Raw genomic sequence first — 15061 nt, 5'->3', positions numbered from 1 at the left:
CGGAAATAGCAGGGATATAAAGCAGACCAATGCAATATAAATAATCAACAGTCTGGGCAGGCTTTGATGGAAAGCGTTTTTTAGCAGGCGCATGGTATGGAATGAAGAGTTGAGTTTGGAATAATTATGTTGAATTAGTATTGTTGTGTAAAAAATCATAACTTGCTGAAATCAGTATTGCAACAAGGATTTCTGCAATTTCAGAAAAGAGTTTCTAAACGAAATGGGATTGTTGGCAGCCTTGATGTTTTGGATGTAAGTAAATTGCAGAAAGATAAAAATAGCCTGGTGATATTTGCCTGTAATGGCGCAGAGTGCTGAAAAAGTTATAAAAGCGTGAAGCAATCAGTATTTAGTACTCCGTAGTCTTTTGGTTTTGTGGGAGGAATACACAGAGTGGAAGTCACGTGCCTGTGCTGTGGAATAAGTTGAATTGGTAGCAAATGTGGGCAGGTCACATGATCAGCCCACATGTTAAGGATGTATTTCAGTAACCATTATTACTGGTAAATTTGTGTATGGTTTTTTTCACCTTTTGCTATTACTGCTTTCTTTTCAAGATTAAACACAACCCTTGTAAATCGTGCCGCATCACAAGTTAATAGAATTTGATCCCCGCTGTATGCTTGGCAGTAGTGCGAAACTCCAATAGACTACATCTATCAAAATTCTCAATTGCAGCAAATGGCAAAACGCATCCTGCGACGTTCCAGACATACCTGGCTTTCAGTGAGTCACTGGAGGCGCCGCATTATATTCTGGGCAGGGGCAATCAGTGTTGGTGTTGCTGCGTATCTGTTTGCAGCAGGTAGCGAGTATGCAAATCTGATTTTTCACAAAGCGGTGACTTTCTCGCCTTATTTGCCTTTAATTATCACTCCTGTAGGACTTGCAAGCGTTGTATACATAACACGCCGTTTTTTTGAGGGCTCAGAAGGTAGTGGAATTCCTCAAACCATTGCAGCATTGCATATGAAAGAGCCAGGGGAACGCAATGCAATTTTGTCGTTGAGAATCGCCGCTGGAAAAGTTATTTTGACGCTGCTTGCCTTAATGTCGGGTGCTTCGGTAGGACGGGAAGGTCCAACGGTACAAATCGGGGCGGCTATCATGCATGCGCTGGGGAAGTTCGGGCGATTTTCGCGGGCTGATATGGAAAAAAGTCTGATTCTTGCTGGGGGTGCTGCCGGTGTGGCGGCTGCATTCAATACACCTCTGGCGGGGATTGTTTTCGCCATTGAAGAAATGAGTCGTTCTTTTGAACAACGCGCCAGTGGAACGGTTCTGACAACCGTTATCGTTGCGGGTATTACATCGATTGCACTAAGTGGAAACTATGTTTATTTTGGTCATACCGCAGATACAATTGGTTTTGTTGACGGCTGGGTGGCTATAGTTGCTTGTGGTCTCGTAGGCGGGTTATTGGGAGGGGGGTTTAGCCGTATTCTGATATTGGGGATGGATATAATGCCCCAATTTATTCGCTCCATTGCCATGAAACATCCTGTCAGATTTGCAGCAATATGTGGTTTTATATTGGCAGTTCTTGGATTGCTTTCAGGGAGTACTGTTTATGGTACGGGGTATGCAGAAGCTCGCCAAATTCTGGAACATACAGCTGAATTGCCGCAGGGTTTTGGTTTGATGAAATTATTGGCAACATTAGTATCATATTTGAGTGGTATCCCGGGTGGGATATTTGCACCTTCTTTGGCGGTTGGCGCGGGACTTGGTGGAAATATTGCAGCTTTATTTCCGTATCTGCCGGCAGGTGCCATTATCACGTTGGGCATGGTTGCGTATTTCACTGGTGTCGTACAGGCACCCATCACGGCTTTTGTTATTGTGATGGAAATGACGGACAATCACGACTTTCTGATTCCTTTGATGGCAACGGCAGCTATTGCCCAGGCTGCATCCAGGGTTGTTTGCCCTACACCGCTTTATAAGGCGATCGCACGAAAGTTTATCGCTCGGTCATCAGCGAAACAGGATGCACAGAAACTGCAAGAGCCAACCTGATAGCAGTGTAGATGAAATTTGCATTTGTTTTGTATGCGTTCTGGTTGACCAGATAATTTTTGCACGTGATATAAATTCCGGTAAAACTGAATTCAAAGATTATTCTATTGCAGCAATAAAAAACCCCGCCGAAGCGGGGTTTTTCTTGAGGCTAGGTTGCAACAGCAAATTACATCATGCCGCCCATACCACCCATACCGCCCATGTCACCCATACCGCCGCCCATACCGCCGGCAGATTTGTCATCAGCCATTTCGGCTACCATGCAATCAGTAGTCAGCATCAGGCCTGAAACAGAAGCCGCGTTCTGCAACGCATAGCGAGTTACTTTGGTTGGATCCAGAACGCCCATTTCTACCATGTCGCCGTATTCGCTGGTGGCAGCGTTGTAACCGTAGTTACCTTTGCCTTCCAGTACTTTGTTTACGACTACAGAAGCTTCGTCACCGCAGTTGATGACGATTTGACGCAGAGGCTCTTGCATTGCACGTAGAACAATCTTGATACCAGCATCTTGATCGTGGTTGTCACCTTTGGTTTTCGCAACTGCAGCACAAGCCCGCAACAGCGCTACACCACCACCAGGAACAATCCCTTCTTCCACTGCAGCGCGGGTAGCGTGCAAGGCGTCTTCAACGCGGGCTTTCTTCTCTTTCATTTCCATTTCGGTTGCAGCGCCAACCTTGATCAGTGCAACACCGCCAGCCAGCTTGGCTACGCGTTCTTGCAGTTTTTCACGGTCGTAGTCACTGGTAGCATCCACGATTTGCTTGCGAATTTGAGCAACGCGGTTTTCAATTGCTTTGGTATCGCCAGCACCGTCGATAATGATGGTGTTTTCCTTGCCTACTTCAATACGCTTGGCTTGACCCAGATCTTCCAGTGTAACTTTTTCCAGAGTCAGACCTACTTCTTCAGCGATCACTGTTCCGCCGGTCAGAATAGCGATGTCTTCCAGCATGGCTTTACGACGATCACCGAAACCAGGTGCTTTAACAGCGGTGGTCTTCAGAATCCCGCGGATGTTGTTCACAACCAGAGTAGCCAATGCTTCGCCGTCTACATCTTCAGCAATAATCAGCAGTGGTTTGCCAGCTTTAGCAACTTGTTCCAGTACGGGAAGCAAATCACGGATGTTGGAAATTTTCTTGTCATGCAATAGCACGTAAGGGGTTTCCAGCGCAGCGATTTGTTTTTCCGGGCTGTTGATGAAGTAAGGAGAGAGGTAACCGCGGTCAAACTGCATACCTTCAACTACATCCAGTTCGTTTTCCAGACCTGAACCATCTTCAACGGTAATCACGCCTTCTTTACCTACTTTGTCCATGGCTTGAGCGATGATGTCACCAATATTGGAATCGGAGTTGGCAGAAATGCTACCTACTTGTGCGATTTCTTTGGTGGTGGTGCAAGGCTTGGAAATCTTTTTCAGTTCTTCAACTGTTGCAAGAACTGCTTTGTCGATACCGCGCTTCAGGTCCATAGGGTTCATACCGGCGGCAACATACTTCATGCCTTCCTTTAGAATGGCCTGAGCCAGAACGGTAGCAGTAGTGGTACCGTCACCAGCTACGTCGGAAGTCTTGCTTGCCACTTCCTTAACCATTTGCGCGCCCATGTTTTCAAACTTGTCTTTCAGTTCGATTTCTTTCGCAACAGATACACCGTCCTTGGTGATGGTTGGCGCGCCAAAGGCACGATCCAGAACCACGTTACGGCCTTTAGGGCCCAGGGTAACTTTAACGGCATCGGCCAGTACGTTTACACCAGCAACCATCTTGTGGCGAGCTGAGTCGCCAAATTTTACGTCTTTTGCAGGCATTTGATTCTCCTAGAATTCTTTAATAGTCAAATTGTTGAAATCTTCCCGAAGGGGAGGTTTTAGTTGCAATTTGATGCTTTACTTCTCAACAACACCCATGATGTCTTCTTCACGCATCACGAGCAGTTCTTCGCCATCAACCTTAACGGCTTGGCCGGAATACTTGCCGAACAGAACTTTGTCGCCAACTTTGACATCCAGGGCGCGAACTTCGCCGTTTTCCAGGATCTTGCCTTTACCTACAGCAAGAATTTCACCTTGGTCTGGCTTCTCTGTTGCTGAATCTGGAATCACGATTCCGGATGCGGTCTTGCGTTCTTCTTCCAAGCGTCTGACAATAACGCGGTCATGCAATGGGCGAATTTTCATTGTGCATTCTCCTTAAAAACAATATTGTTTGGGTGCCAGCGCAATGCTGAGAGGCCGCGAGGCCAGTCCAGTATTTGCACAAGCAGTGACGTGGCAAGTGTGCCGCGTCATAATTTTAAAGGGGTGGGGTGTTGTTAGCACTCTCCCCCGACGAGTGCTAATCATAGTAGTGAAATGTGAAAATTACAAGAAGGATTTGTGAAGTTTATGAGTAATAAGGCTTTTCTTGAGCGTAGCCTTGCTGCCGTTTGGCATCCCTGTACACAGATGAAGCAGCATGAAACCTTGCCGCTTGTGCCAATTTCTCGTGGCAATGGGGTATGGCTGTATGATTTTGGTGGAAATCGCTATCTGGATGCAGTCAGTTCCTGGTGGGTCAATTTGTTCGGGCATTGCAACCCGCGCATTAACGCAGCACTGAAAGAACAGTTGGACAAACTGGAGCATGTCATCCTGGCTGGCTTTACCCATGAGCCGGTGATTCAACTGTCTGAACGGTTAAGTCAATTGGCGCCAGGTAATCTGGGGCACTGTTTCTATGGTTCGGATGGGGCATCGGCTACTGAAATTGCGCTGAAGATGAGTTTTCATAGCTGGCGTAATCGAGGTAAATCAAAGAAAACTGGTTTTGTCAGCTTGCAAAACAGTTATCACGGAGAAACACTGGGCGCATTGTCTGTGACAGATGTGGCGCTATTTAAAGATATTTATGCGCCTTTGTTACGACAAAGCGTGCAAGTACCTACGCCAGACTGGCGATATGCCGCAGCGGGGGAAACGTCAGAAGCGTACGCACTGCGTTGCGCAACATCGCTTGAAAACCACATCAGCAAGCACCACGAAGAAATTGCTGCACTGATACTGGAACCTTTGGTGCAGTGTGCGGCTGGTATGGGAATGTATCACCCTGTATATCTTAAACGAGCGAGGGAGATCTGTGATCAATATGAGGTCCATTTGATTGCGGATGAAATTGCCGTCGGATTTGGGCGCACAGGAACGTTGTTTGCCTGCGAACAAGCTGGAATTCAGCCAGATTTTTTGTGTTTATCCAAAGGGATTACCGGTGGGTATTTACCTTTGTCAGTAGTGATGACGCATGATGGTGTTTATCAGACATTTTACGATGATGAGGTCACACGTGGGTTTTTGCATTCTCATTCTTATACCGGGAATGCGCTGGCGTGCCGGGCTGCACTGGCAACGCTGGATATCTTTGAGCAGGATCATGTAATAGAGCGTAATCGAGAGAAAACTACGCAGATCAATGAACTAATGATTCCGTTGCGTGACCACCCCAGGGTAAAAAACTTTCGGCAAATTGGTATGATCTGGGCTTTTGAAGTGGATAATGCCGCACCGGATTTTGCAAAAAACTTCTATTTAAGTGCCTTGTCGCATGAGCTATTGCTGCGCCCGATAGGCAATACGGTATATTTTATGCCTCCCTATGTGATAACCAATGATGAAATGCAGTTGTTGGTAGAACGAACGCTGGAAATTATCAAAACAGTCTAGCGTTCCATTAAATAAGATATTGACATCCATAATGCTTTTAAATAAGATAGTGATCAATTACTATCTAGTGGTGTGTTTTTCTATGGGTACAACAAGACAGCGGCTTTCAGCGGAAGAGCGACAGGAAGAAATCGTCAAGGTGGCGGTGGATCTTGCTGCGGAGCGTGGTGTAGATGAAGTTACTACCAAGGATATGGCGGATGCCATGGGGTTGACTCAGGGGGCTATTTTTCGTCATTTTGCCACCAAGGATGATATCTGGTTTGCAGTCATGCAGTGGATTCGTGCCCGCTTGATGAAGGTGATAGGAAAGGCCGCTGATGAAGGTGTGAATCCTCTGGATTCACTGGAAAGAATGTTTTTTGCCCATATCGCTTTTATCAGTAAGCATCCTGCAATTCCCCGGTTATTGTTCTCTGAGCGGCTGCACACCAAGAGCGTGAAGTTGAAACAGCTGATTCAGGAAATCATGGCGGGGTATGAGGCCAAAATTGCCGCGTTGCTGGCAGAAGCAAAAAGCCAGGGAATCGTCAGTGCGGAGTTGGACGAAAATGGGGCAGCAGTTTTGTATATCGGGATGATACAGGGGTTGGTTATCCAATCATCCATATTCCGTGGAAAACGTTCCCTGGAGGAAGAAGCAAGAAAAGTGTTTCCTGTTTATAAACGGGGAATAAGTGCGAAGTAAAGCTTGATCTGTAGATTTATCCTAAACTTGAAAAGAGGAATTGTGATGTATAAAAATATGAAAGTCTTGTCTTGCAGTGCGTTGGTGGGGTTGTTGCTGTCAGTCAGCAGTGTGAGTGCAGATGAAAAGCATGCTGAAAATCATGCAAAACCTGCAGACGAGCGAACCGCTTTAGTATTGAAACCGGATGAACGCGCAGTAGTGTTGCTGGAAATGCGTCAGTTTTTAAGTGGGGTTCAACTCATGACTGACGCTTTTGCGCGGGACGATGCCAAAGCATTGGCTAATGCTGCACGTTCATTAGGGAAAGCCGCTGTGCATGAAGTGCCGCCGGCGTTACGTGCAAAATTACCCGCAGAATTCAAACAGCTCGGTTTTAGTGTGCATAATGAATTTGATCAAATAGCGATGGATGCGGAAAGTATGGGCGACATGAAGCACTCCATGACGCAGCTTGCCTCTACTTTACAGAAATGTGTCGCATGCCATACTATTTATCAGATTCAAAACGAGCCTTATCCTGCTCTTCATAAGTAACGTGCAAAAAAATACTATCAAAAGGGTCCAGAGAAAATGATCAAGAATTGGAAATCCTATGCTTTAGCCGGAGGCGCATTGTTATTTCTGGCAAGTCTGGGGTGGCTGATAACGCATCGTGGTCCTTTGGCACCCATTACTGTTGTAACGGCCAGTGTTGAGCAAGGAGATTTGCGTGCCAGCGTATCCGGGATCGGGACGGTAGAGGCGCGGTTATCCTATGCGATTGGTCCAACACAGGCAGGGCGACTACTAAAAGTGATGGTGGATCAGGGGGATTTGGTGCAAGCCGGGCAAGTGTTGGCTGAAATTGATCCGGTAGATCTTGAGCAGCGCATTCGTGCTACGGAAAGTGCTGCTCAACGGGCTCAACAATCTGTTTTGATAGCGACAGCACAGGAAAAAGAAGCGCAAAGCAGATACCGATTGGCGCGGGCTAATGCATCACGCTATAAGGCATTGGTCGCAAAAAACTTTGTTAGTAATGAGATGGCCGAAAGCCGTCAGAACGAAGCGCAAATCGCAGAGGCCGCTATGGAGGCTGCACGTTCCGGTGTAGTTGCAGCACGAAAAGATGCGGAAAAAGCGGGAGCAGAGCGCGCAGGATTGATCAAACAGCGCGATAACCTGAAACTGGTTAGCACCACTGATGGATTGGTGGTGTCACGTGATGCCGAACCGGGAACGACCGTCGTAGCAGGGCAAGCGGTATTTCATCTGGTTGACCCTGGCAGCTTGTGGGTGAGAGCGCGGGTAGATCAGGCCCAGGCACGGGGAGTTGCAAAAGCTCAGTCTGCGCAAATTGTATTGCGCTCAAGCCAGAATGAATCCTTGGCTGGGCAGGTAACACGTATAGAAATGCAAAGTGATAGCGTGACAGAAGAGCGGGTGATCAATGTCTCTTTTGTGCATCCCCCAAAAAGGCTTTATCTCGGGGAATTGGCAGAGGTGACGATACAACAGGAAAACGCAAAAGATGTGCTGAATGTGCCTAGTGCGGCAGTGAAAAAACAAGATAGTCAAACCGGGGTGTGGCAAATTGCAGAAGGAAAATCCAAGTTTGTTCCGGTGCAAGTGGGGATTCAGACCTTGGACGGGAAAACCCAGCTTAAAAATGGCTTGAAAAAGGGCGATAAGGTCATTGTATATAGCAGTGCTCAATTGCGTGAGGGCATGAAAGTGCGGGAGCAGCAAAGCAGTGATTAACCTGGCGAGCCGTGATATTGCACATACACTGGGGCGCTACCTGCTCACAGGTATGGGGCTGGGTTTGCTGATCGGGGTTACGCTGACTATGGCTGGCGTCTATCGCGGTATGGTAGATGATGCCAAGGTGTTGCTGCATGCGACGCAAGCGGATATCTGGGTAGTGCAGGAAGGCACCTTGGGTCCTTTCGCCGAACCCTCCAGTCTGCATGACGATGTTTATCGCAGCATCCTGGGGCTATCCGGCGTGGCAGAGGCGGGGAATGCAACTTTCCTGACCATGCAAGTGAAGCAGGGCGGCAAAGATCAGCGCGTCATGATCTCCGGATTTGAACCGGGGCATTTAGGTGAACCTGCTTTTCTTACGGCAGGTCGGCCGATTACCCGTCCTCACTACGAAGCCATAGTGGATAGCAAAACGGGATTTAAAGTGGGTGATAAAATCCGTATTCGCCGTAATGACTATACGGTGGTTGGATTAACTAAGCGCATGGTATCCAGCAACGGTGATCCCATGGTGTTTATTTCTCTGAAAGATGCCCAGGAAGCCCAATTTCTTAAGGATAATGATGCGATCGTGAATGAACGCAACCGGTTGGCTGCGAATCCTGCGCTGAATCGGCCTGGCACACTGGGTGTGCTGGCTGCCGTAGAAGCTAACCAGTTTTCAAATCACAATGTGAATGCTGTGCTGGTGCGAGTGTTACCCGGCTGGGATGCGCAAGTTGTGGCTGATAACATCAAGCGCTGGAAGCATATGCAGGCTTATACCAGTGACGATATGGAAGAGATTCTGGTAGCCAAGCTGATAGCAACCGCTGCCAAGCAGATTGGGTTGTTTTTAATGATTTTAGCGGTAGTTAGCGCCACAATCGTTGCATTTATCATCTATACGATGACGTTGAGCAAGGTAAAAGAAATTGCCGTGCTGAAACTGATCGGCACAAGAAACAAAACCATTGCAGCCATGATTTTGCAGGAAGCTTTGGGGTTGGGAATCATCGGATTTTTTGTGGGGAAATTTGCGGCAACCTTGTGGGCACCAGTTTTCCCCAAATATATCTTGCTGGAATCCGGAGACGCCGTGCGGGCATTTATACTCACCATGGTCATGTGTGCACTGGCAAGTGTATTGGCTATTCGCGCTGCGCTGCGGATTGATCCGGCAGAGGCAATTGGTGGGTAATGTATGGAAAATACAATGACCGTAACTAATGTAGAAACAAGCGTGCAGCCTGCCATTTTAATCGAAGGAATGGTGAAGCGTTACGGCAGCGGTGATACGGCTGTGGATGCGTTGAAAGGCGTGGATATGGTCATTTATCCCGGAGAAGTGGTAGGGTTGATTGGGCCTAGTGGTTCGGGCAAATCCACCTTGCTGAAATGTCTGGGGGCGGTGATAGAGCCCACTGCTGGCCGCTTTACGCTGGGTGGGAAAGTCATATACGATGAAGGCTGGAAGGTCAGTGATTTGCAGGTATTGCGCCGGGATAGCATCGGTTTTGTGTTTCAGGCACCCTATTTAATTCCCTTTCTGGATGCGACAGATAATGTTGCGCTGTTACCCATGCTGGCAGGGGTGTCCAATGAAAAGGCACGGGCGCGTGCAATGGAAATGCTTACTGCGTTGGATGTGGCACACCGCGCCAAAGCGCAGGTTTCGGCTTTGTCCGGGGGGGAGCAGCAGCGGGTGGCCATTGCCCGTGCGCTTGCTAATAAACCGCCTATCATTCTGGCAGATGAGCCCACCGCACCGTTGGACAGCGAGCGGGCGCTGGCAGTCATCAAGATTCTGAATCGTTTGGCGCAGCAATATCAAACGGCGATCATAGTGGTGACCCACGATGAAAAAATCATTCCGACTTTTAAACGCATTTACCATATTCGAGATGGTAAAACTTACGAAGAAAAAGGCGAGGGGAGAGAAGTATGAAACTGACTTTTTTTGGTGCAGCACGTGAGGTTACCGGCTCCTGTTATCTGGTAGAAACGGACGAAGTGCGTTTTCTGGTGGATTGCGGCATGTTTCAAGGGGGAAGGGAGGCTGACCGCAAAAATCGGGATGCTCTGGATTTTGACCCTCGCTCGCTGGATTTTGTGTTATTAACCCACGCGCATATTGATCATTCCGGCCTGTTGCCCAGACTGGTTGCTTTTGGATTTCGTGGTCCGATTTTTACCACTTCTGCTACCGCTGACCTGCTAGGTGTGATGTTGCCTGATAGTGCCTATATTCAGGAAAAAGAAGCTGAACGTGCCGATTATCAGCGCCGTAAAGTCAGAAAAAAGCTGAAGCATGAAACTGCTCCGCTTTATACCGTTGCACAAGCACAGGATTGTCTGAAAAAGCTCCAACGGGTGGAATATGGTGAGGACGTCAATCCCCATGCTGCAGTGAAATGTCGTTTTCAGGATGCAGGCCATATTCTGGGGTCTTCAATTATCGAGATTTGGCTAAAAGAAAACGGAAACGAACGCAAAATAGTATTTTCCGGTGATTTAGGCCAGCCAGGTCATCCACTGATGCAAGATCCCCATGCGATAGAAGAAACCGATGTGCTGATTGTTGAGTCTACCTATGGAAATCGCTTGCACAAGGGAATGGATGAAACGTTGGACGAGTTGGCGCTTGCCATTAATGATACGTTGAAACGCAAGCATGGAAATGTGATTATTCCAGCTTTTGCAGTGGGCCGCACCCAGGACATTATCTATTTACTGGGGGATCTGATACGCCAGGGAAAAATCGGCAATCATATGCAAATTTACGTAGATTCACCCATGGCCACCAAAGCAACGCAAATCACCATGAAGCATTTCGAGCTTCTGGATAAAGAGGCCAAACAATTGATGGAGTGGGGGCGAACGCAGCATGATTTTCCCAAAATCAATTTTGTGGAAGATGTAGAAGAGTCCATGGCTTTGAATGACATTCGTGGAGGGGCGATTATCATTTCGGCCAGCGGTATGTGCGATGCAGGGCGTATTAAGCATCATCTGCGCTATAACCTTGGGCGCAAAGAAAGCACTATTCTGATCACCGGTTTCCAGGCTTCAGGTACATTGGGTCGCCGTATTGTTGATGGCGTGAAAGTCGTGAATATCTTCAAACAGGCAATTCCTGTGCGGGCCGATATTTACACTATTGGTGGATTGTCGGCCCATGCAGACCAGAAAGCCTTGTTAGGCTGGCTTGGCCATTTTCGTAAGCCCCCGGGCCAAACTTTCGTGGTGCATGGTGAAGCCAGCACTGCGCAGGAGTTTGCCGGCGTTTTGAGAGATCAGCTTGGCTGGCAAGCTATTGTTCCAGGACAACTGGAGAGTTTCAAAATAGGGTAACAGTGCTGTTTGCACCTGATTTTAGTTTTATCAGGGGTTTTGCTGCATGAACGTATAAATGTAATTGGCCGGTATGGCGTAGGCAATACCGCTAGGATTGGTGATGGCATTTTCTTTCGTTCCCTTAACAAATACCATATTTATGATGCCATAAACCTTGCCAGTTGCCGGGTCGTACAAAGGGCTGCCACTGTTGCCAGGGTAGGCTGTTGCATCCAGTTGGAACACCTCGAATGGCGTGCGGATTCGTTTCAATACGTTAGCGTCCAGTTGTTTGGCAGAAAGTGCCGGGGTAACAATAGGAGTGAGGGCGGAAACCGTGGCGCGGTGTGTAACAGGATAAAGACCTAAAACCATGCCGATAGGAAATCCGGTGAAAGCATACTCTTCCCCTTCTTTGGTGGAATTTGAGTCGCCAATGGTCATTGCAGGCAAAGGTTTCCCAGTGATTTTTAATAATGCCAGATCATGTTCTGCATCCACTGCGACTTTTGTTGCCTGGCGAGCCTGAGCAGACTCGCCTCGTCCGACAAAAATGGCCAGCATCTCTTTTTGTTCAGTATCCAGCAAAGGTGAAACCACATGGGCATTGGTGATGATATGGAGTCCGTCCCCTACGACAAACCCGGTACCGCGAAAGCTGGCTGGGGGTGAACGGGTTTGCATCACTGTGCCAATGCCAACAATAGAAGGCCTGATTTTTTCAATGGTTTGCGAGAGGGCGTTGTCTGCGCTGACCGCAGAGAAACCGGCAGATAAAGTGAGTACAAACAGGCTGACAAAAACAGACTTGGTTAATGAAACTGTACCGCGATAAGTGCGGGTGAAAACGTTAGCATTAAAACAAGTCATATCTTCTCCAAAGCATGCAAAGTAATAATTTTTTGCCATTAAAAGCAGAATTGCTATAACAATCTATCAGGATTGATTACAATTTGTTATAGCATAATGCATTGTCACGGACATAAAGTAGTTTTTATGTGTTTGTGCTAACAACAAAAAAATAAGGGAGAGTTATGAGCATCGTCGCAGTTGTAGGATTGGGTTATGTGGGTTTGCCCTTGGCAGTCGAATTTGGCAAGAAAATGGAAACCATTGGTTTCGATCTGTCCGTCGAAAAAATCGAAAGCTACAAACGCTTTTGCGACCCTACAGGCGAAATGACGCCTGAAGATTTGAAATCTTCCACCAAGCTCACCGTTACGACCGACCCCGCACTGCTCGGCAAGGCCGACTACATCATTGTAGCGGTGCCCACCCCCGTAGATGAAGCCCACCAGCCTGACTTCAGTCCCTTGGTTGGCTCCAGCACCAGTGTTGGCCGCCACATGAAAAAAGGCGCCATCGTTATCTATGAATCCACGGTTTACCCCGGTGCCACCGAAGAAATCTGCGTGCCGATACTGGAAAAAGAATCCGGCCTCAAATGGAAACAAGACTTTCATGTGGGCTATTCACCAGAGCGGATCAACCCTGGCGATAAAGAGCACACTGTCACCAAAATCCTGAAAGTGGTTTCTGGTGATGATGCTGACACCCTGGAAAAAGTCGCCCAGCTTTATGAAACCGTAATCATAGCCGGTGTACATCGCGCTTCCAGCGTCAAAGTAGCAGAAGCCGCCAAAGTCATCGAAAACACCCAGCGCGACCTCAATATCGCCCTGATGAACGAACTGGCCATCATTTTCGACAAGATCGGCATCGATACACTGGAAGTGCTGCAAGCCGCTGGTACCAAATGGAACTTTTTGCCCTTCCGTCCGGGTCTGGTAGGCGGTCATTGCATCGGAGTGGACCCCTACTACCTCACCCACAAAGCCGACATGATGGGCTATCATCCCCAGGTGATACTGGCAGGCCGCCGCATTAATGACGGCATGGGTAAATTTATTGCTGAGCAAACCGTCAAAAACATGATTCGTGCTGGCAGCCATGTCAAAGGTGCCAAAGTGAACTTGCTGGGCCTGACCTTCAAGGAAAACTGTGCAGATTTGCGAAATTCCAAAGTAATTGATGTCATCAATGAACTCAAGACCTACGGGATTGAAGTCTATGTACATGACCCGGTATCCGATGCGGCAGAAGCCAAACATGAATACGGGCTGGATCTGGTGGCATGGGAAAACCTGCCTGTCGCCGATGCCATCGTGGTGGCCGTCTCTCATAAAGAATATCTGGCTAAACCCACCAGTGAATATCTTGCCAAAGTCGTGAAAAACGGCTGCTTTATTGACATCAAATCCCAGTTTGACCTGAATGCCTACAATCAGGCAGGGTTAACCACCTGGCGCTTGTAATCGAAATAATCAGATCAGGAACGCAATGACAAAGTATCAGGAAATCACAGCAAAACTCATGCAGCAACCGGCCAATTGGGTCGTCACCGGGGTAGCCGGTTTTATCGGTTCCAATTTGCTGGAAACCCTGCTCAAGCTGAATCAAAAAGTGGTCGGGCTGGATAATTTCTCTACGGGTCACCACCATAATCTGGAGCAGGTCAAAGCACTGGTCACACCAGCGCAATGGCAGAACTTTCGTCTGATAGAGGGTGATATCCGTAATCTGGAACACTGCCAGGCAGCCTGCGCGGGCGCAGATTACATATTGCATGAAGCAGCCCTGGGTTCAGTTCCTCGTTCACTGGAAGACCCGATACTGACTAATGCAAACAATATCAGCGGATTCCTCAATATGCTGGTAGCAGCTCGGGATGCCGGAGTTAAACGCTTTGTTTATGCCGCTTCCAGCTCAACCTATGGCGATCATCCCGGTTTGCCCAAAGTGGAAGATTTAATCGGTAAGCCTTTGTCACCTTACGCGGTTACCAAATACGTCAACGAATTATATGCAGACGTGTTTGCCCGCAGTTACGGTTTTAAATGTATCGGCCTGCGTTATTTTAATATTTTTGGGCAGCGTCAGGACCCGGAAGGCGCTTATGCAGCCGTGATTCCGAAATGGATTTCCAGCATGATCAAGAACGAACCGGTTTATATCAATGGTGATGGTGAAACCAGTCGCGACTTCTGTTATATCGATAATACCGTACAGATCAATCTGCTGGCGGCAGTGGCAGAACACCCGGATGCAGCGAATCAGGTTTACAACGTAGCCGTTGGGGAGCGCACCAGCCTGAATCAGCTATATGAAATGATACGTGAACGCCTAGCAGGGCAGTTCCCGCATTTGCAAAAAGCCAGTCCGATTCATCGGGATTTCCGTGCAGGGGATGTGCGGCATTCTTTGGCAGATATTTCCAAGGCGCAAACGTTGCTGGGGTACGAACCGAGTCATACCATTGCGCAGGGGCTGACTACTGCGATGGATTGGTATGTGAATGACCTGACTATGGAATGATTTGATCAACCTTTTAATAATGTTGCTTTAGAACTCGCTCATCAGTGTTCAGGTTTTTTATACAGCCTGGGTCAAATCCCGGCAAAACCGCTATAGGTATTTTGTGCATTGCGCCGTTTGCACCCGGCAGGAAATAGAGATTTCATTCTCGATGTGATGTCGGAATATTTTACATAGTCCTCTTAAATAAAGTGCGGATAATC

At 47.9% G+C, this 15061-nt stretch carries 13 protein-coding genes; 10 read left to right on the top strand and 3 right to left on the bottom strand.

What is annotated here, in order from left to right; all coding sequences use genetic code 11:
- Positions 1-684 precede the first annotated feature (684 nt).
- The gene (locus tag EDC63_RS12670) at positions 685-2022 is read left to right on the top strand and encodes a chloride channel protein (protein ID WP_124945129.1); all 1338 of its coding nucleotides are present in this window, start codon (positions 685-687) and stop codon (positions 2020-2022) included.
- Between the two features lie 169 nt (positions 2023-2191).
- Here EDC63_RS12670 and groL read toward each other — a convergent pair whose 3' ends face one another.
- Positions 2192-3844 carry a chaperonin GroEL gene (groL, locus tag EDC63_RS12665; RefSeq protein ID WP_124945128.1) on the bottom strand — a complete coding sequence of 551 codons (1653 nt, stop codon included), beginning with the start codon at positions 3842-3844 and terminating at the stop codon, positions 2192-2194.
- Between the two features lie 78 nt (positions 3845-3922).
- Positions 3923-4213 carry a co-chaperone GroES gene (gene groES / locus EDC63_RS12660; protein ID WP_124945127.1) on the bottom strand — a complete coding sequence of 97 codons (291 nt, stop codon included), beginning with the start codon at positions 4211-4213 and terminating at the stop codon, positions 3923-3925.
- 207 nt (positions 4214-4420) lie between these two features.
- Between groES and bioA the strand changes: the two genes are divergently transcribed.
- The 7 genes from bioA (at position 4421) to EDC63_RS12625 (ending at position 11501) form a co-directional block, all read left to right on the top strand.
- The gene (bioA, locus tag EDC63_RS12655) at positions 4421-5731 is read left to right on the top strand and encodes an adenosylmethionine--8-amino-7-oxononanoate transaminase (protein WP_124945126.1); all 1311 of its coding nucleotides are present in this window, start codon (positions 4421-4423) and stop codon (positions 5729-5731) included.
- A gap of 82 nt (positions 5732-5813) precedes the next feature.
- The gene (locus tag EDC63_RS12650) at positions 5814-6419 is read left to right on the top strand and encodes a TetR/AcrR family transcriptional regulator (RefSeq protein WP_124945125.1); all 606 of its coding nucleotides are present in this window, start codon (positions 5814-5816) and stop codon (positions 6417-6419) included.
- 45 nt (positions 6420-6464) lie between these two features.
- Entirely contained in the window at positions 6465-6956 is a 492-nt protein-coding gene (locus EDC63_RS12645) for a hypothetical protein (RefSeq protein ID WP_223248159.1), read from the top strand.
- Positions 6957-6992: 36 nt separating this feature from the next.
- On the top strand, positions 6993-8162 hold the full coding sequence (locus tag EDC63_RS12640) for an efflux RND transporter periplasmic adaptor subunit (protein WP_124945124.1): 1170 nt from the start codon (positions 6993-6995) through the stop codon (positions 8160-8162).
- Complete coding sequence (locus EDC63_RS12635; RefSeq protein WP_124945123.1) at positions 8155-9348, top strand: ABC transporter permease; 1194 nt, start codon at positions 8155-8157, stop codon at positions 9346-9348. The genes EDC63_RS12640 and EDC63_RS12635 overlap by 8 nt, the downstream gene beginning before the upstream one ends.
- 15 nt (positions 9349-9363) lie before the next feature.
- Positions 9364-10095 carry an ABC transporter ATP-binding protein gene (locus tag EDC63_RS12630; protein WP_124945122.1) on the top strand — a complete coding sequence of 244 codons (732 nt, stop codon included), beginning with the start codon at positions 9364-9366 and terminating at the stop codon, positions 10093-10095.
- Positions 10092-11501, top strand: a complete 1410-nt coding sequence (locus tag EDC63_RS12625) for an MBL fold metallo-hydrolase RNA specificity domain-containing protein (protein WP_124945121.1) — start codon at positions 10092-10094, stop codon at positions 11499-11501. Before EDC63_RS12630 ends, EDC63_RS12625 begins: the two co-directional genes overlap by 4 nt.
- Before the next feature lie 30 nt (positions 11502-11531).
- Here the strand turns inward: EDC63_RS12625 and EDC63_RS12620 are convergent, their stop codons facing one another.
- Complete coding sequence (locus tag EDC63_RS12620) at positions 11532-12353, bottom strand: S1 family peptidase (RefSeq protein ID WP_124945120.1); 822 nt, start codon at positions 12351-12353, stop codon at positions 11532-11534.
- A gap of 164 nt (positions 12354-12517) precedes the next feature.
- Here EDC63_RS12620 and EDC63_RS12615 point away from each other — a divergent pair, with 164 nt between their 5' ends.
- Positions 12518-13798 carry a nucleotide sugar dehydrogenase gene (locus EDC63_RS12615; RefSeq protein ID WP_124945119.1) on the top strand — a complete coding sequence of 427 codons (1281 nt, stop codon included), beginning with the start codon at positions 12518-12520 and terminating at the stop codon, positions 13796-13798.
- Between the two features lie 25 nt (positions 13799-13823).
- Positions 13824-14858, top strand: a complete 1035-nt coding sequence (locus tag EDC63_RS12610; protein ID WP_124945118.1) for an NAD-dependent epimerase/dehydratase family protein — start codon at positions 13824-13826, stop codon at positions 14856-14858.
- Positions 14859-15061: the final 203 nt, after the last annotated feature.

Origin of the sequence: Sulfurirhabdus autotrophica (assembly GCF_004346685.1) — a bacterium.
Classification (GTDB): Bacteria; Pseudomonadota; Gammaproteobacteria; order Burkholderiales; family SMCO01; genus Sulfurirhabdus; species Sulfurirhabdus autotrophica.
Note: the sequence above shows the minus strand (reverse complement) of the source record. Positions and strands in the feature narration are given on the sequence as shown.